This window comes from Arsukibacterium sp., from assembly GCF_033722355.1.
GTDB lineage: Bacteria > Pseudomonadota > Gammaproteobacteria > Enterobacterales > Alteromonadaceae > Alishewanella.
On sequence record NZ_JAWVZF010000019.1, the window covers coordinates 1 to 19,261 of the forward strand.

A 19,261-nucleotide genomic window follows, 5' to 3' on the forward strand; every position below is an offset into this window, starting at 1 on the left:
AGGTATGGACGACAGCAAGGTGGAAGACAATCTTAAAATTCTCAATGATGCTGCCGGCTATGTCCGCAGTTTGATTGGTAAACGTATTCAGACCCGGATCGTGCCACATATCCGTTTTGCATTTGACCAATCGTTGAATGAGGGTATCAGAATGGCCAGCTTAGTAGCGTCGGTTCGCCGCGAGGATGAGCGAAAGCGCCAGGATGCCGGTTTAGCACCGGACGATGATAACGGTTTAGCCGCGGATGACAGTCAAGGGGCTGATAAGTAATGGCGCGTAAAAATGCCAGAGCGGTTAATGGCATTCTGTTACTTGATAAGCCACTGGAAGTCAGTAGCAATGGCATTTTGCAGCGGGTGCGCTGGCTGTATCAGGCTCAGAAGGCAGGTCATACCGGGGCGTTGGATCCGATGGCCTCCGGTTTATTGCCGATTTGTTTTGGTGAGGCGACCAAGTTCAGTCAGTTTTTACTGGATACCGACAAAACTTACCTCGTTACCGCTCGCTTCGGTGTTCGCACCACGACCAGTGATGCTGAAGGCGAGGTGATTAGTGAGCGGCCGGTCAGTTTTACTGAGCCGGAGTTAGAACAGGCCTTACAGTCGTTTCGGGGGGATATTTTACAGATACCGACCATGTTCTCGGCACTGAAGTATCAGGGGCAGCCGTTATACAAGTATGCCCGGCAGGGCATTACTGTTGAGCGTGAAGCCCGGCCAATCACTATTTTTTGTTTTGAAATGTTACGTCGTGATGGTAATGAAGCCGATTTTATCGTTCATTGCTCCAAAGGCACCTATATTCGTACTCTGATCGATGATCTGGGTGAACAGCTTGGCTGTGGGGCACATGTCAGCAAGTTACACCGCACTCAGGTTGGTCCTTTTACTGCGGCGCAAATGATTGCACCGGCGCAATTAGAAGCACTGGCGGCGCAATGCCACAATAATGCCGATTTTAAGCTGCTTGACAACTTATTATTGCCAGCAGATGCGGGTATTGCTGATATGCCGGCATTGCAGCTGACCAGTGAGCAGCAACAGAAACTGCAACACGGCCAGAACTGTAATTTGACAGTCGCTGATACTGATGCAGTCAAATTGCTCGGCCCGGGGCAGGTGTTTATTGGTATAGGCCGGGTACAGCAAGGCATTCTGAGCTCGCGCCGGCTACTGAATACCAGTGCCATTTAACCTTGGGCGCCAAAGATAAACGCCTTGTAAAAAGATAGCAAAGTGCTATTATACCGCCGGTTTTATGGGGTCTGCTGGATGAGTGATCGGCGATTCCCTTATTTCAGTTCACTCACATTGGAGTTAAAAATGTCATTAAGCGCTGCTGATAAAGCAAAAATTGTTGCTGACTATGCTGTTAAAGAAGGCGATACCGGTTCACCAGAAGTTCAGGTAGCTCTGTTAACTGCATCAATTACTCACCTGCAAGGCCACTTTGCGGAACACAAGCACGACTTCCACTCTCGTCGTGGTTTGTTACGGATGGTAAGCCAGCGTCGTAAGCTGTTAGATTATTTAAAAGGCAAAGATCAGAGCCGTTACAATACGCTGATTGGCCGTTTAGGTTTACGTCGTTAATCGCAATGCGGTAATTCAAAAAAAGAGGCTTAACAGCCTCTTTTTTTTGGTTTTTTCAAAGGTTACAAACTGACTGCTACTGTCAGACTAATTTTGCTGAACATTTTTTAGTGAACTATCTTTTGTAACAGGTTACAGAGTATACTGTGCAGGCAGAAAACACAGAGAAAAACATCGCAATTCGGCGATTAAGATAAAGGAAATACACACGTGACTCCCATCGTAAAATCATTTCAGTTTGGCCAACACACCTTAACGTTAGAAACCGGCGTGATAGCCCGCCAGGCAGATGCCGCAGTGCTGGCCAGCCTGGGAGATACTTCCGTTTTAGTAACGGTTGTTGGTAAGAAAGAAGCAAAGCCTGGTCAGGACTTCTTTCCATTAACGGTAAACTATCAGGAAAAAATGTATGCAGCTGGCCGGATCCCGGGTGGCTTTTTTAAACGTGAAGGCCGGCCAAGTGAGGGTGAAACCCTGACCAGCCGTTTAATTGACCGTCCTATCCGTCCGCTATTCCCTGAAGGCTTTAACAATGAAGTTCAGGTTATCGCCACAGTAGTGTCAGTACAGCCGGAAATTCAGCCTGACATTGTTGCTTTAATCGGTACTTCGGCAGCGCTGGCGTTATCAGGTATTCCTTTTGCCGGCCCTATCGGGGCGGCACGGGTAGGTTATATCAATAATCAGTATGTGCTGAACCCATCAGAAGAAGAGCTGAAAAGCTCGAAGCTGGATTTAGTGGTTGCCGGTACTCATAATGCAGTATTGATGGTTGAGTCTGAAGCTAACATTTTATCTGAAGACGTAATGCTCGGTGCCGTTATGTATGGCCATGAGCAAATGCAAACTGCTATTAATGCTATCAATGAATTAGCAGCAGAAGGTGCTAAACCAGCCTGGAACTGGCAGCCACCGGCGAAAAACCTGCCGCTTATTGCCAAAGTGGCCGAGCTGGCTACTGCTGAGCTGGGACAGGCTTATCAAATTACCGAGAAAGCGAAACGTTATGAGCGAATTGCTGAAATTAAATCAGCAGTGCAGGCTAAGTTAACTGAAGAGCTGGCTGAAGACGAAGAGCTGGATAAAAATGAATTCGGCAATATTTTCCACGATCTGGAGAGTAAAGTCGTACGCAGCCGGATCACCAAAGGTGAGCCAAGAATCGATGGTCGCGACCCGGAAATGATCCGTGGTTTAAGTGTTATGACCGGCGTATTACCCCGGACCCATGGTTCGTCGCTGTTTACCCGCGGTGAGACTCAAGCCCTGGTTACCTGTACCTTGGGTACCGCCCGTGATGCACAGAATATCGATGACTTATTAAGTCAGAAAACTGATACCTTTATGCTGCATTATAACTTCCCTCCCTACTGTGTGGGGGAAACCGGCATGGTAGGTTCGCCAAAACGCCGTGAAATCGGTCATGGCCGTTTAGCCAAACGTGGCGTGTTAGCAGTAATGCCGGATTTTGAAGAATTCCCGTACACGGTCCGGATCGTGTCAGAGATCACTGAGTCTAATGGCTCCAGCTCGATGGCGTCTGTTTGTGGTTCGTCATTAGCACTGATGGATGCCGGCGTGCCGATTAAAGCCTCGGTAGCGGGTATTGCTATGGGCCTGGTGAAAGAGGGTGATGACTTTGTAGTATTGTCAGATATTCTGGGTGATGAAGATCACTTAGGTGATATGGACTTTAAAGTTGCCGGTACGACTGAAGGTATTACTGCACTGCAGATGGATATTAAGATCGATGGTATTACCAAAGAAATTATGCAAACTGCGTTAAAGCAGGCTAAAGCAGCCCGTTTGCATATTCTTAATGTAATGGACCAGGCTATCAGTGGTCACCGGGAAGAAATGTCTGAATATGCCCCGCGCATCTACACCATGAAAATTAACCCGGAAAAAATCCGTGAAGTTATTGGTAAAGGTGGCGCTGTTATTCGTCAGATCACCGAAGAATCTGGTACGACCATCGAACTGGAAGATGATGGCAGCATTAAAATTGCTGCAACCACGGCCAAAGCAGCTCAGATTGCGATTGATAAAATTAACGCTATTACCGCTGATATTGAAGTGGGTGCAGTCTATCAGGGCGAAGTGGTACGGATCGTTGACTTTGGTGCTTTCGTGAATGTACTGCCAGGTAAAGACGGTTTGGTGCATATTTCACAAATTTCCGATGAGCGGGTCAGTAACGTGGCTGACCACTTGCAGCTCGGCCAGAAAGTCGCCGTTAAGGTACTGGAAGTGGATAAGCAGGGCCGGGTACGGTTAAGTATCAAAGAAGCAAATACCAAACCTGCCGAAGCTGCAGCTAATGCTGAGCAAGATGCCTGATATGGTTGGTGTTAGAAAGGGTATTGCAGCGCTGCTCCTGGCGCTGTTAGCCTTAAACGGTTGTGCTGCGACGCAACCGTCATCGTCTGCGGCCTGGCTGACGCCAGAGCCGCTGGCGGTGCCTTATCGTACTGAGCTGGCTATTGCCCGCTTAACAGAGATTCTGCAACGTGCTGAGTTGACCGAAGAGCAGTCGGCACGTTTATATTATGACCGCGGTGTCATGTATGACAGCGCAGGTTTACGTTCTTTAGCCCGTTTGGATTTTATGCGGGCATTGCGCTTAAAACCCGATATGGCAGACGCCTATAATTTTGTCGGAATACACTATACCCTCAGCGGCGATTTTGACCAGGCATATGAAGCCTTTGATTCGGCGCTGGAGCTGGCGCCTGAGCACGAATATGCATACCTGAACCGCGGCATTGCCTTGTATTATGCGGGCCGTGCTGATTTAGCCGTGCCGGATTTTGTGCGTTTTCTGGCACTGCGGCCAGCCGATCCGTACCGGGTGGTCTGGTTGTATCTGGCCGAGTCGGAGTTGTCTGAAACTGATGCCAGCCAACGCTTAGCCGCTAATCTTGCCGTGTTGGCGCCGGATGACTGGGCCACTAATTTGCCCCGGTTTTACCATGGGGTTATCTCTGAGCAGGAGTTGCTTAATTCAGTGCTTGATGAATTAAGTAGTCCGCGGTTGCTGGCAGAGCGACTATGTGAAGTGTACTTTTATCTGGCAAAATGGCATGAAGCACAACAGCGGCCTGAACAGGCGCTTGAGTACTATAAAAAAGCGCTGGCAACCAATGTGTATGAGTTTGTTGAACACCGCTACGCCCGGCTGGAACTAGCCAGACTAAGAGGCGAAGCGCTGGCAGGTGAAACTGATGGCTTTCATTAGGTTTTGCTGCCAACTGCCCGTAAAAAGCCAGCTTGCTGGCTTTTTTGCATTATTGCTGTTCGGCTGTATACCACACAGTCAGAGGGACAGCCAGCAGCAACTAATGCAGCAGGCCGTTACCGAGTCAGGGGCTGCTATGCAACTGGCCCGTCAGCGTCTGGGCCGTAATGAGCTGCCCGACGCCTTGCGCTGGTTTCGTCAGGCGGCGACGCTTGGCGATAGTGATGGCTTAAACCATGCCCTGCAGTTGCAGCAACGGTTGGAGGGACGGCTAGCCACCGCCAGCTGGCTTAAACAAAGATTAGAGAACGGACAACTTAATCCAGCGCTTATCAGCGCAAGACAACGGGCAACACTGGGTTTATGGCAATCAGCGCCTTCAGTCGTCGCCAACAGCCGTTATCAGGCGGTTAGCGGCTGCAGCCTGACTATTCAGCCTGTGGCAAGCCAGCAGGCAGGTGTTGAACGTTGGCAGCTTTTAAAGTCAGCCTGGGCTGACGATGCGATATTGCATCAGTTGCCTGTGTGTTTTAATGATTTAATCAGAGTAAATGCCACTGAGCTTAATTGCACCGAGCAGGCCGCCCACCGGATAAACTGTAACTATGGTTCGTTAACCAGCCAGGTGCTGGCCGGACAGTTCAGCCAGTTGCTAATTATCGCCGGGCAGGGGCTCGCCAGTTATAACAACGGCATCATCCAGCTGCCTGATACTGCCAGTCTGCAATTGCTGCAGCATGAGTTTATGCATGTGCTCGGTTTTATCGATGAATACCCGTTAAGCAAACAGGCAGCGGTAAAAATTTGCCAGCCAGGAACTTATGCAACCAATTTATTATTTGATAACGCCCCGGCTACTGTTGCTGCCTGGCGCCGGCAATGGCTGCCAGCGGCAACAGACAACGCTGTGAAACTTGACACGGTCGCGACTTGTCAGGCAGCAGGAAAGCAGGCCTATCGGGTGGTTGCGTCAGTAAATCCAATGGAGCTTTATCAGACCGCCATGCCGGAATTATACCAACAACTGATGCTACGGGCGTTAGCCAGCCCTGAAACTATTATGCCGGTGCAATATTATTTTGCTTATTTAGCGCGTCAGCAAGAAGCCTGGCAACAATGGCATACCCTGATGCAGCTTGCCGCAGGTCAGGGTTATCATGACGCGGTAACAGCGCTGCAGCATCTATGATACCGACAGGTTAGTTCAGCTTTGGTCGTTGGCGGACAGTTCAGAGAGTTCGCGGCTGAGTAACTGACTATCGCCTAAGTTGAGCTCAATGAGTCGCTTCAGATGGCCGGCGCTTTCCAGATCGATCTTATCGCAATGTAAACCTATTACATCGTCATGCTGGTGCGTTACGCTCACCTGCATTCTGACATCGATTGGATAACCTGTCAGGTGTATCCGTAATAGCAAAGGCTCTGTTACATCAGGTTGCCACCCCTGCGGTATACTGATCAAGGCGCCTTTCAATGACAGATCAAGCACCTCGGCAGGGTAACTCTGGGTTGTTGTTTCAAGATGAGCTGCGCTCTGAAAGCTGACCCGGCTAAAACGTCGTTGCTCCATAGGTCCCCCACGGTTAAATGCACAAAGTGTAGCTGTTTTGCCAATCAATAGCACGATAAGGCTAAAGGTTGCTGCTAAAAAAGGCTGCACACATGCAGCCTTGGTATGTGGTGCAACTGATGTCTCAGCTCACTTCTTCACCTGCCGCCTGACGATCAGCATGATAGCTGGAGCGGACAAAAGGGCCACAGGCGGCGTGCTTAAAACCGATGTTATTGGCAAACTGTTTGATCTCATCAAACTCGGCCGGTGGCATATAGCGCTTGACCGGCAAGTGATGCTTGCTCGGTTGCAGATACTGACCAACGGTCAGCATATCCACATCATGTTCACGCAGATCCTGCAGCACCTGCAGCAGCTCTTCAGTGGTTTCGCCCAGACCAACCATCAGTCCGGATTTGGTCGATACCCCGGGGTGCGCCTGTTTAAAGCGTTTTAGCAACGTCAGTGACCATTTATAGTCCGCACCGGGCCGGGCCAGTTTGTAAAGGCGAGGCGCCGTTTCCAGATTATGGTTAAACACATCTGGCGGACTTTTGCTTAATATTTCCAATGCGACATCCATCCGGCCCCGGAAATCCGGTACCAGTACTTCAATTTTAATCTCCGGACTGTATTTACGGATAGCGGTAATACAATCGGCAAAGTGCTGGGCCCCGCCGTCACGTAAGTCATCGCGGTCAACTGAGGTGATAACCACATATTTTAATTTCATATCCCGTATTGTTAATGCCAGCTTTTCAGGCTCTTCAGCACTGGGTGGCAACGGCCGGCCATGGGCAACGTCACAAAACGGGCAGCGCCGGGTGCAGATAGCACCGAGGATCATAAAGGTAGCCGTGCCGTGATTAAAACACTCCGGCAGATTTGGGCAGGCGGCTTCTTCACATACGGAATGCAAGCCATGCTTGCGCATTGCACCTTTTATCTGGTCAATCCGCTCTGTAGTTTTAGGTAATTTAATCTTTAACCATGACGGTTTTCGCAGCATTTCATCAGGTTCAGTTGGTAACACCTTTACCGGAATTAACGCCATTTTCTCAGCGTCACGTAGCTTAACACCTGGTTCCATACGCGCTGTTTTAGTCATTTTACCACTCTAACCCTGTTTTAAAACTCAGTTCTGATACGGCCAGTTGCCGCTGAAAGATTTCGCTGATACTGGCTTTTGCCTGGCTTACAGTCAGCGGGCCACCGTAATCTTTGGTCTGGATCATTTGCATACCGGCGTAACCGCAAGGATTAATCCGGTGAAAAGGGCTGAGATCCATATCGACATTAAGGGCCAGGCCGTGGAAGGTACAGCCTTTACGTACTCTCAGACCCAGCGAAGCCACTTTTTTGCCGTCGACATATACCCCGGGTGCATCGGGCCGGGCGTGCGCGACAGTGCCATATTTAGCCAGCAGTTCGATCAGTACCTGTTCTAACAGGCTGACCAGTTGCCGTACACCCAGCTCACGGCGTTTGATATTCAGAAGCACATACACTACTAACTGGCCAGGGCCATGGTAGGTAACCTGACCGCCACGGTCTACCTTGACTACCGGTATATCACCGGGAAACAACAGGTGTTCTGCTTTGCCTGCCTGCCCCTGGGTAAATACCGCCGGATGCTCCAGCATCCATAATTCGTCAGGTGTCTGTTCATCACGTTCATCGGTAAAACGCTGCATAGCATGCCATACCTGAGTATAGTCCTGGTTACCCAGATCACGGATAACAAGTTGCTGGCTTACCGTCACGGCTTTCTCCGCTGAAAAACTGGCTGCATTATAGCGATTTGTGCTGTTAATGCGAGTTCAGAACACTAAAGTACGTAACGAACCCGTTCGATTCTGCCAAGCTCTGTATACAGTAATTCGATGTGCTCTTTGCTGGTGACCGTAACCTTGACCGAGACAGAGTGATAATTACCTTTGGCGCTTGGCTTCACGCTGGGACTGTAGTCTGTGGCGTCAGTATGGCGACAAATGACGCTCATCACATCATCTACCAGTTCAGGTTCGGCCAGGCCCAGTACTTTAAAGTTAAACTGACACGGAAACTCCAGATACTGATCAAATTTGGTGTCTTTTACTTCATTTGCCATACGCTTACTCTCATTATCACTTTTACCTTGCTGTTAGCAATGCAATTTGCCATCTGCCACCTTTACCGGCCAGCATTGTAACAAAAAATCCCGGCAGGTGCCGGGACTTGTCGGATTGGCAGCAAGGGGGTTAATTAAACTGCATTTTTACGTAATCAATCATCCGGCTAAAGAAGCCACCACGACCAACATCTTCCAGGGCAACCAACGGATATTCAGCAATATCCTCGCCCTCCAGTTTTAAATAAATGGTGCCGACCACCTGCCCTTTGTCAATTGGGGCAATCAGTTCCTGATTCAAGCTTACATCGGCTTTAAGATTACGACGCTGGCCCCGGGCTATCGTGATAGGCGTACTTTGTAAAAGACCCAGCTTAACCTGCTCCTGATCACCTTGCCAAACCCGCTGTTCGGCAAATTGTTCACCACTTTGATACGGCGAAAAAGTTTCAAAGAACCTGAAGCCATAACTTAACAGTTTTTTGTTTTCATTGGCGCGCGAGCGCTCGTTCTCTGCGCCCATCACTACCGAAACTAAGCGCATCCCATCGCGGGTGGCAGAGGTGATCAAACTATATCCGGCCTCGCTGGTATGGCCGGTTTTAATACCGTCAACTTCCAGACTACGATCCCAGAGTAATGAATTGCGATTGTACTGGCGGATATTATTGTAAGTGAACTCTTTTTCGGCATAGATGGCATACTCTTCAGGGACATCTCTGATCATAGCCACTGATAGCTTGGCCATATCCCTTGGCGTGGTATATTGCTCCGCTGCCGGTAAGCCGTGGCTGTTACCAAAGCGGGTATTATTCATACCAAGCCGCTGTGCATGAGCATTCATTAAGTCAACAAAGGCGCTTTCACTGCCGGCGATATGTTCAGCCATCGCCACGCAGGCATCATTACCTGACTGAATGATAATTCCTTTATTTAAATCAGCGACCGATACCTGAGAACCCACTTCGATAAACATCAGTGACGAGCCGGGAAAGTTTTTAGCCCAGGCTTTTTCACTGATAGTCACTTTATCATCCAGGCTAATATTTCCATTTTTCAGCTCAGTACCAATAACATAACTGGTCATCATCTTTGTCAGACTGGCCGGCGCTAATGAGACGTCTGCATTTTCTTCAGACAGCACTTTGCCGGTATCATAATCAATTAAAATATGGCCTTTCGCCGCCACAGCCGGGGGTTGGGGAATGACTACCTGAGCCTGGGAGGCATAAGTAAAACAAATACTGCTGATGGCAATAATGCCGGAGCTAACGATGCGTCTGTAACTATTCATAAGGCCCGTTCTTCTTGTATTAAAATTGCGAAAGTAAAATTTGCTGGCGTATTCTTAACTGCATACAGTGCTATCAAAAAAATAAGCGCCCGGGTACTTGTCTGCTTTTAACTTAGCCAGCCAGTTCCGGGCTTGCCGCTTATCTGTACTCGGACCCACCAGTAGCCGGAAAATTCCGTCAGTAGCCTGGATTTGGGTCGGCATGGCCAGTTTTTGTACCACTTCAGCACTTAACTGATTCAGTTTATCATTATCTGTACTGGCAAAAATCTGAATATAACACTGTTGTCTGGTATTAACTAAATCCTGAGCCAGCATGGCGGGAGATTTTATAAGCTCTAACTGAACTCTGGCTGTACCCCGCTGCAACATCCCTATTTTACTGGCGGCAGAGTAGGATAAATCAATGATCCGGTCACGGTGAAAAGGTCCGCGATCATTTACCCGGACAATCGCACTTTGTCCATTATCCAGATTAGTGACTTTCACATAAGAGGGTAGTGGCAGAGTTTTATGGGCCGCGGTCATCGCAAACATATTATAGGTTTCACCATTAGAGGTCAGGTGGCCATGAAATTTGCTGCCATACCAGGAGGCAATACCCGTTTCATTAAAGACAGTGAGATCAGCTAAGGGCGTGTAATGCTGGCCAAAAACCTGATAGGGACGATTGCCGCCCCGACTCAGTGGCTCGGCTTTTGGCGCGGGATCAGTCATCTCCAGCAGGGTGGGTAACCTTGCCGGCTTGCTGTCTTGCTGCTGCTGATAGCGGCCTTCGTTGGGTGATACCGGTTGTGAAGGGGAACTACTGCAACCAGCCAAAATTGCTAAAACCGTTACGACTATCGTCAAACAGCAATGTCTAAACATTTGCTAACATCCGCTTATGAGTGCTTACCGACATTAACACCCCGAAAGCCGCCATCAGCGTCACCATAGAGGTGCCGCCATAACTGACTAAGGGTAAAGGCACGCCAACAACGGGCAATAATCCGGAAACCATGCCGATATTGACAAATACATAAACAAAAAAGGTCAGGGTAAAGCTGGCCGCAACCAGTTTACTGAAGTTATCCTGAGCCTTACTGGCAATAATTAAACCACGGCCAATAATAAACAAATAGATGGCTAACAGAAAAATGACGCCGATAAGACCAAATTCCTCACTTAATACTGAGAAAATAAAGTCGGTATGCCGCTCCGGCAAAAATTCGAGCTGTGACTGTGTGCCCTGTAACCAGCCTTTGCCGTCAACACCGCCGGAACCAATAGCAATTTTAGACTGAATAATATGATAACCAGAACCCAGCGGATCAGTTTCCGGATTTAAAAAAGTCAGTACCCGTTGCCGCTGATAATCGTGCATCAGAAAAAACCACATAACCGGCGCAAAAGCCGATACCATTACAGCAATGGCGCTTATCAATCGCCAGCTCATACCAGACATAAACAACACAAACACCCCTGACATCGCAATCAGTAGTGATGTACCCAAATCGGGCTGTTTGGCAATCAGCACGGTAGGAATAGCACACATGACAAAACCGACAAACAAGTGTCCCAGGCGGGGCGGCAGATTATGCGAGGCAATAAACCAGGCAACCGCCATCGGTACAGCTAATTTCATAATTTCCGATGGTTGAAATTTCATAAAGCCCAAATCCAGCCATCGCTGAGCGCCCTTGCCGACATGACCAAATAACAGCACTGCTACCAGCATCAGTAAGCCAATACTGAATAAAGCCAGCGCCCAGCGGCGGAATGTTTGCGGGTTAAGCTGGGCAATGCCGACCATAACCGCCAGGGCGATGCCCAGGCGAATGATTTGAGCTTTCATCATGGCTTCACTCTGGCCAGTCGCACTGTATAAAATTACCAGACCAAAGCTTAATAATGTCAGCAGCCCCAGCAATAAGGGCAAATCAATGTGAAAAGCAGCAAATCTGCCGCTGCGCTGCGCCGGATCAACCATGCTGCTACTCATTAACGTTCACTCCGGCAGAAAAATAATAGTCCAGCAGCTGCCGGCCTACCGGCGCACCGACACTGCCACCACCACCGGTATTTTCTACGGTTACCGCAAATACGACTGTTGGGGTTTCAGCAGGAGCGTAGCCGATATACATCGCATTATCGCGATGGCGTTCGTCAATTGCGGCCGCATCGTATTTTGCATCCTGGGCAATAGCAACCACCTGAGCAGTACCGGTTTTACCGGCAGAGCTGTAATCGGTATTTTTAAACGCATTATAAGCGGTGCCTTTTACCGTTGCTACCGTCCGTACCATGGTATCGGCGATAATATCCCAGTTTCGCTCGTCTATTACCGTCACACTGGGCCTGAGGCCTGGCTCGACTTGTTCAATACTGTCAGCTGAACTGAACTCCGCGGCCATATGAGGTGTTGGCATCAACCCTTTATTAATAATAACGGCGGTAGATACTGCCAGCTGCAACGGGGTGGCGGTCCAGAAACTCTGACCAATACTCAGCGGCACCGTATCACCTGGATACCAGGGTTGATTGAAGCGAGCCCGTTTCCAGCCGCGGGAAGGCATATTAGCGCTGGCTTCTTCATGAATATCAATGCCGGTACGCTCACCAAAACCAAACTGATGCATGTAATCGGAAATGCGGTCAATTCCCAGTTTAATACCCAGATCGTAGAAATAAATATCACAGCTTTGGGTTACTGCGCTGTATACGTCGACCCAGCCGTGACCACCGCGTTTCCAGTCGCGAAAGCGGTGGTCACTGTTAGGAAGGGTAAAGTAACCGGGATCCCAGATTCTGGTATCCGGCTGAACCGTGTTTGTTTCCAGTCCCAGTAACGCCAGATGGGGTTTGATGGTTGAAGCAGGGGGATAAATACCCTGAGTAACCCGGTTTATCAATGGCCGGTCAGGCGAATGTAACAAAGCATTATAATTGCTGCTGCTGATGCCATGTACAAACAAGTTAGGGTCGTAACTGGGATTAGAATAAAAAGCCAATACGGCGCCGTCACGCGGGTCCATGGCTACAATAGCGCCGCGGTTTTCAGCAAGCGTTTGCTGAGCAGTCAGCTGCAGACCGACATCCAGGCTTAGCCGGATATTCTTGCCAGAACGGGCGGGTACGGACCGTAAGACACGGATAACTCTGCCGCGGTTATTTACCTCCACCTCCTGAAAACCCATGGTACCGTGCAGTTGTTCTTCATAGTAGCGCTCGAGCCCGAGCTTACCAATTTCGCGGCTGGCGGCATAGTTTGCCAGCCGGCCTTCTTCTTCCAGGCGGCTCAAATCATTAGTATTAATTTTGCCAATGTAACCCAGAGCATGGGTAAATAAGTCACCGAAGGGGTAGTGCCGGCTTAGCCTTGCTTCTACTGTTACCCCGGGGAAACGGTGCAGATTTACCGAGATAATAGCCACTTCCCGCTCATCCAGCCGCTCTTTTAAGGCGATGGAGTTAAAGCGTCTCTGCTGCCGGACTTGTTGCAGAAACTCCTGCTGCTGCTCGTCAGTGATTTCAATGAGTTCGGCCAGACGGCGCAGGGTGGTGTCGATATCATCGATTTGTTCCGGTACCAGTTCCAGTGAAAAGACCGGCCGGTTTTCCGCCAGCAAAATGCCATTGCGGTCACTAATCAAACCCCGGTTTGGGGCCAGCGGCAATACCTTTATCCGGTTGCCTTCAGAACGGATCTGATAGTCCTGATATGAGCGGACCTGCAGGTTATACATGTTTAACAGAATGACGCTGAACAAGCCACAGACAATCAGCATGGCAATTACCGCTCTGCTGTTAAACAGGCGGGTTTCAGCGGCAATGTCCTGCATAGCAACGCGTTTCTTCAGCATAACTACTCGCGGTGATAAGGATGATTAGTACTGATACTCCAGGCCCGGTATAACGCTTCTGCCAGCACAACCCGCACCATCGGATGGGGCAGGGTCAGTGCAGACAAAGACCATTTTGCTTCACTGGCAGCAATACATGCCGGTGCCAGCCCCTCCGGCCCGCCGACCAGCAAGGCAACATCACGACCATCGAGTTGCCACTGTTCAAGCCGCTGAGCCAGCTGCGGGCTGCTCCAGTTGTCACCGGTCACTTCCAGCGTAACAATCCGGCTCCCTTTGCTTACCGCCGCCAGCATTTTTTCGCCTTCAAGCTCAAGGATCCGTTTGATATCGGCGTTCTTGCCGCGTTTCCCGGCCGGTATTTCTATCAGCTCCAGCGGCATGTCGCGGCCAAAGCGTCTGGCATACTCGTTAAAGCCGGTTTGCACCCAGTCAGGCATCCTGGTACCTACAGCGATCAGACTCAGCTTCATACCGGATCAGGCACTCCAGAGTTTTTCTAACTGATAAAAATTCCGGGTTTCTTCCAGCATGACATGAACCACCACCGAGTCCAGATCAAGCAGTACCCACTCGCCGCTGCTTTCGCCCTCAATTCCCAGTGGTTGAATGCCAGCTTTTTTACACTCGGCCGCCAGATAATTAGCGACAGACTTGGCATGGCGGGTAGACGTACCCGAGCAGATCACCATAAATTCTGTTACGCTCGACTTACCCCGGACATCTAATGTGACAATATCCCGGCCTTTCATATCGTCAATTTTGTCTGTGACAAAGGCAACCAGTTCGTTCGTTTGCACCTATTTTCCTCAATGCTGACTAAAAGCGGCTATTTTAACACAGTTTTGCCGCTGTTATAGCGCCTGGCTCTGATAGAGTCGATGTTGCCGGATATAGTTCAGTACCTGCGGGGCAATTGCACTGATATTTTGCTGATTGCTGGCAAGTGCCGCCCGGATAGCCGTTGCGCTGATGGCAAATTCAGGATTGCTAAGCTCAACAATGCTGCCGTGATCAGTGTGATATAACTGTGAAGCCGGCGCACCAAATTCTGCCAGCAGCGCTGGTGCATCGCCCTGCTGGCGGCTGTAACCGGGCCGTTGGCAGACAATAAGGTGGCTTAGTTGCAGGATCTTTTGCCAGTTATGCCACTGCTTAAAATAACAAAGAGAGTCCATGCCGATAGTAAAGGCCAGGGTGCTGGTCGGCATCTGCTGTTTTAACAGCGCCAGGCTGTCGGCAGTGTAAGAAGGACTGGTCCGGTTTAATTCCAGTGGTTGTAACTGCATGTCAGGTTCGTCTGCTATGGCCAGTTCAACCATAGCGGCCCTATGTCTCGCACTGACCCCCGGGGTCGCCCGGTGTGGCGGCAGATGACAGGGCATCAGTTGCAGCTGATCCAGCCGGCAATGTTCAAGAACATAACGACCACAGGCCAGGTGCCCCTGATGAACAGGGTCAAAGGTGCCGCCTAAAATGCCAATCAGCGGGCCGTTGCTAGTTGAATGCGTCATCATTGTATTGCTGTAAACTGTAGGTGCGTGGTACCGGTTGGATAAATAAACAGACCAGATGACCCAGTGCAGTGGTAACGTCAGTCAATTTACCCGCTTTGTACAGCCGGTCAAATGCCGCTAACTCCTGTAGTAAATAATTCAGATAACCGGATGACAAACGTTGTAGCGCCAGCTGATATAAAGGTTGACGCTTGGGCCAGATGGCCAGTTGTTTATAAGCCTGGCTAAGTGCCATACCCTGTTGCTGGTTATGGTGCAGTTGCTGCAATTGCTGCAAATCTCTTTGCAATTGCCAGATAATAATCGCCGGTTCTAAATCCTGCTGTAACAGACGATGCAACCGGTGCATAGCCTGCTGGCCTTCGCCGGCCAGTATAGCATCGCCAAGCTGAAATACGGTGAAGCTGGAATGATCGGCTAAAAAATCGGCCAGGACATCGCTGTCAATCAGCTGGCCGGGGTGGGTTAGCACCAGTTTTTCCAGTTCCTGGCGAGCCGCCAGCAAGTTGCCGGCGCTATGATGCTGCAGCAGGCTAATGGCATCTGCAGACAGTTGCAGATTAAGCTGGCGGGCCCGTTGCTGCAGCCACTGTCTGGTTTGCCGGTCATCCAGCGGGTAAATCGCAACCTGCACCGCATGCGGTTGCAGCTGTTTAAACCAAGCCAGTTTACTCACTTCAGCAAAACTGCGCTCGCCGTGCAACACCAGTACAATATCAGGTGAAAGTGTCTGAGCTAACTGTTTCAGCTGATCGCTGGCTGTCGGTGGCAGCTTCTGGCTTAATTCCAGTTCTATCAGTCGTTTGTCAGCAAACAACGACATCGCTCCCAGCTCATTATGCAGCTGGCTCCAGTCAAATTGGTTATCCAGGGTAAAACTGAGCCGCTCGGTATAGCCCTGGCTCCTCGCAGCCTGGCGGATGGCATCAGTTGCCTCAAGCTTTTGTAATGGCTCTTCGCCGAAAATCAGGTAACATGCTGCCAGACCTTGCTGCAGCTGGGCAGCCAGTTGGTTAGCATACAGTTTTTGCATTAGTTTAACCGGGCCAGTTGCCGGATAATCCGATTCGCTGCCTGCTGTCGTAACTCCTCAAGCAGGAGATCGAGTTCGCGGGCTTTGGCTAAGGCCTGATTCGGATCATCCTGATAATCCCGATAAAGTTCAAACTGGTTAAAAGCGGGTTCAGCCCCGGGCATAATCAGGTAATAGCTGACTTTGTAAATCAGTTCATATTCTGCAACCTGGCCACTTGGGAATAGCGATAATGTCCGGCGCTCCAGCGTATCATTAACCAGCTGGATCGTCGGCGCATCCGCCTGCATACTGTCAAGCAGACGGACACTGTTTTGTTGCAGCCGCTCATTAAGCAGCTCTGCCAGTTCAGAATGGGCGTCACTTTGCACATACACCGCCTTGAACTGGCTAAGTGGCAGGTTACCCCGCAAATGAAAACCACAACTGCTTAATGTCAAAGTTAATACTGCTGCGATCACTAGCCTCAGCATATCAGCCAACCACCAGGTTCAGTAGCTTGCCCGGTACGTAAATCACTTTACGTAAAGTAACACCATCCAGATAGCGCTGGACGTTATCATCCTGTTTGGCGCTTTCCAGCACCTGTTGCTCGTCAGCATCGGCGCTGACGGTCACCTTTGCCCGTACTTTACCGTTGATTTGGACCACGACCAGTTTTTCATCTTCGACCATGGCTTGCTCATCAACTACCGGCCAGGGTGTTTGTTCAATTCCCTGACGCTGGCCCATTTGCTGCCACAAAAATTGCGCCACATGCGGTGTGATCGGATTTAACAGCTGCAATAACGCCAATACAGCTTCATGCATCACCGCTTTATCCTGGCCGCTTTCCAGGCTGGCCCGCTGCAATTTGTTTGTCAGCTCCATAATAGCGGCAATAGCGGTGTTAAACGTATACCGCCGGCCAATATCATCACTGACTTTGAAGATAGTTTTGTGCAACTCGCGGCGCAACGCTTTCTGTTCGTTAGTTAAGGCATTAATCTTTAATGTCTCTGGCACACCTGCTGCTATCACGTCCTGTACCAGCGTAAATACCCGCTTGATAAAACGATGCGCGCCTTCAACGGCAGAATCTGACCATTCCAGAGTTTGTTCCGGCGGCGCAGTAAACATCATAAATAAGCGCACCGTATCGGCGCCATACTGGTTAATCACCTGCTGCGGGTCGATACCGTTGTTTTTCGACTTGGACATTTTGCTCATACCGGCTGACTGTACCGGCAAGCCATCAGTTTGCAACAAGGCTCGGGTAATCCGGCCTTTTTCGTCACGCTCTACCGTAACATCCTGTGGCGATAACCATTGTTTACCACCGTTGTCGGTCTCACGATAAAAGGTCTCAGCCAATACCATGCCCTGACACAACAGTCGTTTAAAGGGCTCATCACACTGTACCAGGCCAACATCACGCAATAATTTATGAAAGAAACGGGCATACAGTAAATGTAAAATAGCATGCTCAATACCACCAATATACTGATCGACCGGCAACCAGTAATTGGCTTTGGCCGGGTCCAGCATCGCTTTGTCATAGTCCGGGCTGCAATAGCGGGCATAGTACCAGCTCGATTCCATAAAGGTATCGAAGGTATCGGTCTCATGGAAAGCCGGTGCACCGTTGTATTCTGTTTTTGCCCATTGCGGATCGGCTTTAATCGGCGAGATAACACCGTCCATTACAACATCTTCCGGTAACCGCACCGGCAACTGGTCTGCGGGCACCGGTACAACAGAGCCATCGGCCAGATTCAGCATTGGAATAGGCGCGCCCCAATATCGCTGGCGCGACACGCCCCAGTCACGTAAGCGGTAATTTACTTTAACTTCGCCTTTACCCAGACTGGCCAGTTTGGCTGCGATAGCACTAAAGGCGTCATTAAAGGCCAGACCATCGAATTCTGCCGAGTTAATTAAGGTACCTTTTTCGGTGTAAGCAGCCAGGCTTAAATCAGCGGTTTCACCACTGCTGGCGGCAACAACCTGCTTAATAGTTAAACCATATTTACTGGCAAACTCATAATCGCGCTGGTCATGGCCCGGCACGGCCATAACGGCACCTGAGCCGTAATCCATCAGCACAAAATTCGCTACCCAAACCGGTAGTTGCTCACCGGTTAGCGGATGAACAGCAAAAATGCCGGTGGCGCAGCCTTTCTTTTCCATGGTCGCCAGCTCTGCTTCGGCCAGCTTTCCGCCCTTGCAATCTTCAATAAAGGCAGCCAGCTGCGGATTTTTTGCTGCAGCCTCGCGTGCCAGCGGATGCTGAGCAGCCACCGCCAGGTAGGTGACACCATACAGCGTATCCGGTCGGGTGGTGTAGACTTCCACTTCCGTATCCTGGCCGGCAATATCAAACCGGATATTGACGCCTTCAGAGCGCCCAATCCAGTTTTTCTGCATGGTGCGCACCTGTTCCGGCCATTCAGTTAACTGCTCTAGGTCGGCCAGCAATTCTTCTGCATAATCAGTAATTTTAATAAACCACTGCGCCAGCTCACGCTGCTCAACAACCGCACCTGAGCGCCAGCCGCGGCCATCAATAACCTGTTCATTAGCCAGAACGCACTGATCGACCGGATCCCAGTTAACGGTTGCCATTTTTTTGTATACCAGGCCCTTTTCGTAAAGCCTGGTGAAGAACCACTGCTCCCAGCGGTAGTAGTCTGGTTTACAGGTTGCAACTTCACGGCTCCAGTCATAACCAAAACCCAGCCGCTTCAGCTGATTCTTCATGTAATCAATATTGGCATAAGTCCATTTAGCCGGCGCGGTTTTATGGTTAATGGCGGCATTTTCTGCCGGCAAACCAAAGGCATCCCACCCCATAGGCTGCATGACATTTTTACCCTGCATCCGTTGAAAACGGCTGACGACGTCACCAATGGTATAATTACGAACATGACCCATATGCAAGCGTCCGCTGGGATAAGGGAACATCGACAGGCAGTAGAACTTTTCTTTGCTGGGATCTTCGGTCACCTTAAAGGCTTCTGTTGCTTCCCATTGTTGTTGCAAAGCGGTTTCAATTTGCTGCGGGTCATATTGTTGTTGCATTTACATCATCCACGATAAA

At 49.9% G+C, this 19,261-nt stretch carries 20 protein-coding genes; 6 read left to right on the forward strand and 14 right to left on the reverse strand.

Annotation, left to right across the window (positions count from 1 at the left end; all coding sequences use genetic code 11):
* From R3177_RS03785 to R3177_RS03810, 6 genes are all read left to right on the forward strand, one after another.
* Window positions 1-271: ribosome-binding factor A (locus R3177_RS03785; protein ID WP_318969705.1), on the forward strand; the 271-nt coding region annotated here is incomplete at its 5' end.
* On the forward strand, window positions 271-1,194 hold the full coding sequence (gene truB / locus R3177_RS03790; protein WP_318969706.1) for a tRNA pseudouridine(55) synthase TruB: 924 nt from the start codon (window positions 271-273) through the stop codon (window positions 1,192-1,194). The genes R3177_RS03785 and truB, both read left to right, overlap by 1 nt.
* A gap of 129 nt (window positions 1,195-1,323) precedes the next feature.
* Window positions 1,324-1,593, forward strand: coding sequence for a 30S ribosomal protein S15 (gene rpsO, locus R3177_RS03795; protein ID WP_318969734.1), 270 nt, complete (start codon window positions 1,324-1,326; stop codon window positions 1,591-1,593).
* Between the two features lie 210 nt (window positions 1,594-1,803).
* The gene (gene pnp / locus R3177_RS03800) at window positions 1,804-3,933 is read left to right on the forward strand and encodes a polyribonucleotide nucleotidyltransferase (RefSeq protein ID WP_318969707.1); all 2,130 of its coding nucleotides are present in this window, start codon (window positions 1,804-1,806) and stop codon (window positions 3,931-3,933) included.
* Window position 3,934: 1 nt separating this feature from the next.
* Entirely contained in the window at window positions 3,935-4,831 is an 897-nt protein-coding gene (gene nlpI, locus R3177_RS03805; RefSeq protein ID WP_318969708.1) for a lipoprotein NlpI, read from the forward strand.
* A 103-nt stretch (window positions 4,832-4,934) separates the two neighbouring features.
* Entirely contained in the window at window positions 4,935-6,020 is a 1,086-nt protein-coding gene (locus R3177_RS03810) for a hypothetical protein (protein WP_318969709.1), read from the forward strand.
* Window positions 6,021-6,035: 15 nt separating this feature from the next.
* Here R3177_RS03810 and R3177_RS03815 read toward each other — a convergent pair whose 3' ends face one another.
* The 14 genes from R3177_RS03815 to leuS all read right to left on the reverse strand — a co-directional run bounded on the left by R3177_RS03815 (window position 6,036) and on the right by leuS (window position 19,242).
* Window positions 6,036-6,401: a PilZ domain-containing protein gene (locus tag R3177_RS03815; protein WP_318969710.1), complete on the reverse strand. Its 366-nt coding sequence runs from the start codon at window positions 6,399-6,401 to the stop codon at window positions 6,036-6,038.
* A 124-nt stretch (window positions 6,402-6,525) separates the two neighbouring features.
* Complete coding sequence (lipA, locus tag R3177_RS03820) at window positions 6,526-7,491, reverse strand: lipoyl synthase (protein ID WP_318969711.1); 966 nt, start codon at window positions 7,489-7,491, stop codon at window positions 6,526-6,528.
* A 1-nt stretch (window position 7,492) separates the two neighbouring features.
* Window positions 7,493-8,077 (reverse strand): lipoyl(octanoyl) transferase LipB, encoded by a 585-nt coding sequence (gene lipB / locus R3177_RS03825; protein WP_413229061.1) that lies wholly within the window; start codon window positions 8,075-8,077, stop codon window positions 7,493-7,495.
* 134 nt (window positions 8,078-8,211) lie between these two features.
* Window positions 8,212-8,493, reverse strand: coding sequence for a DUF493 family protein YbeD (gene ybeD / locus R3177_RS03830; protein WP_318969713.1), 282 nt, complete (start codon window positions 8,491-8,493; stop codon window positions 8,212-8,214).
* A gap of 130 nt (window positions 8,494-8,623) precedes the next feature.
* A complete protein-coding gene (locus R3177_RS03835; RefSeq protein ID WP_318969714.1) occupies window positions 8,624-9,787 on the reverse strand; it encodes a serine hydrolase in 1,164 nt (387 codons plus the stop codon).
* A 54-nt stretch (window positions 9,788-9,841) separates the two neighbouring features.
* Window positions 9,842-10,609, reverse strand: a complete 768-nt coding sequence (locus R3177_RS03840) for a septal ring lytic transglycosylase RlpA family protein (RefSeq protein WP_318969715.1) — start codon at window positions 10,607-10,609, stop codon at window positions 9,842-9,844.
* A gap of 40 nt (window positions 10,610-10,649) precedes the next feature.
* Window positions 10,650-11,771, reverse strand: coding sequence for a rod shape-determining protein RodA (gene rodA, locus R3177_RS03845; RefSeq protein ID WP_318969716.1), 1,122 nt, complete (start codon window positions 11,769-11,771; stop codon window positions 10,650-10,652).
* Window positions 11,764-13,632, reverse strand: coding sequence for a penicillin-binding protein 2 (gene mrdA / locus R3177_RS03850; RefSeq protein WP_318969717.1), 1,869 nt, complete (start codon window positions 13,630-13,632; stop codon window positions 11,764-11,766). The genes rodA and mrdA overlap by 8 nt, the downstream gene beginning before the upstream one ends.
* A 2-nt stretch (window positions 13,633-13,634) precedes the next feature.
* Window positions 13,635-14,105, reverse strand: coding sequence for a 23S rRNA (pseudouridine(1915)-N(3))-methyltransferase RlmH (gene rlmH / locus R3177_RS03855; protein ID WP_318969718.1), 471 nt, complete (start codon window positions 14,103-14,105; stop codon window positions 13,635-13,637).
* 6 nt (window positions 14,106-14,111) lie between these two features.
* A complete protein-coding gene (gene rsfS / locus R3177_RS03860) occupies window positions 14,112-14,432 on the reverse strand; it encodes a ribosome silencing factor (protein WP_318969719.1) in 321 nt (106 codons plus the stop codon).
* A gap of 54 nt (window positions 14,433-14,486) precedes the next feature.
* A complete protein-coding gene (gene nadD / locus R3177_RS03865; RefSeq protein WP_318969720.1) occupies window positions 14,487-15,146 on the reverse strand; it encodes a nicotinate-nucleotide adenylyltransferase in 660 nt (219 codons plus the stop codon).
* Entirely contained in the window at window positions 15,130-16,182 is a 1,053-nt protein-coding gene (holA, locus tag R3177_RS03870; RefSeq protein ID WP_318969721.1) for a DNA polymerase III subunit delta, read from the reverse strand. The genes nadD and holA overlap by 17 nt, the downstream gene beginning before the upstream one ends.
* Window positions 16,182-16,622, reverse strand: a complete 441-nt coding sequence (gene lptE / locus R3177_RS03875) for an LPS assembly lipoprotein LptE (RefSeq protein WP_318969722.1) — start codon at window positions 16,620-16,622, stop codon at window positions 16,182-16,184. The genes holA and lptE overlap by 1 nt, the downstream gene beginning before the upstream one ends.
* Window positions 16,623-16,656: 34 nt before the next feature.
* Complete coding sequence (leuS, locus tag R3177_RS03880; protein ID WP_318969723.1) at window positions 16,657-19,242, reverse strand: leucine--tRNA ligase; 2,586 nt, start codon at window positions 19,240-19,242, stop codon at window positions 16,657-16,659.
* Window positions 19,243-19,261: the final 19 nt, after the last annotated feature.

Coding starts and splice junctions, on each gene's coding strand:
- truB (WP_318969706.1), top strand. CDS start 271: ATGGCGCGTAAAAATGCCAGAGCGGTTAATGGCATTCTGTTACTTGAT.
- rpsO (WP_318969734.1), top strand. CDS start 1,324: ATGTCATTAAGCGCTGCTGATAAAGCAAAAATTGTTGCTGACTATGCT.
- nlpI (WP_318969708.1), top strand. CDS start 3,935: ATGGTTGGTGTTAGAAAGGGTATTGCAGCGCTGCTCCTGGCGCTGTTA.
- R3177_RS03810 (WP_318969709.1), top strand. CDS start 4,935: ATGCAGCAGGCCGTTACCGAGTCAGGGGCTGCTATGCAACTGGCCCGT.
- R3177_RS03815 (WP_318969710.1), bottom strand. CDS start 6,401: ATGGAGCAACGACGTTTTAGCCGGGTCAGCTTTCAGAGCGCAGCTCAT.
- lipA (WP_318969711.1), bottom strand. CDS start 7,491: ATGACTAAAACAGCGCGTATGGAACCAGGTGTTAAGCTACGTGACGCT.
- lipB (WP_413229061.1), bottom strand. CDS start 8,077: ATGCAGCGTTTTACCGATGAACGTGATGAACAGACACCTGACGAATTA.
- ybeD (WP_318969713.1), bottom strand. CDS start 8,493: ATGGCAAATGAAGTAAAAGACACCAAATTTGATCAGTATCTGGAGTTT.
- R3177_RS03835 (WP_318969714.1), bottom strand. CDS start 9,787: ATGAATAGTTACAGACGCATCGTTAGCTCCGGCATTATTGCCATCAGC.
- rodA (WP_318969716.1), bottom strand. CDS start 11,771: ATGAGTAGCAGCATGGTTGATCCGGCGCAGCGCAGCGGCAGATTTGCT.
- mrdA (WP_318969717.1), bottom strand. CDS start 13,632: ATGCTGAAGAAACGCGTTGCTATGCAGGACATTGCCGCTGAAACCCGC.
- rlmH (WP_318969718.1), bottom strand. CDS start 14,105: ATGAAGCTGAGTCTGATCGCTGTAGGTACCAGGATGCCTGACTGGGTG.
- nadD (WP_318969720.1), bottom strand. CDS start 15,146: ATGACGCATTCAACTAGCAACGGCCCGCTGATTGGCATTTTAGGCGGC.
- holA (WP_318969721.1), bottom strand. CDS start 16,182: ATGCAAAAACTGTATGCTAACCAACTGGCTGCCCAGCTGCAGCAAGGT.
- leuS (WP_318969723.1), bottom strand. CDS start 19,242: ATGCAACAACAATATGACCCGCAGCAAATTGAAACCGCTTTGCAACAA.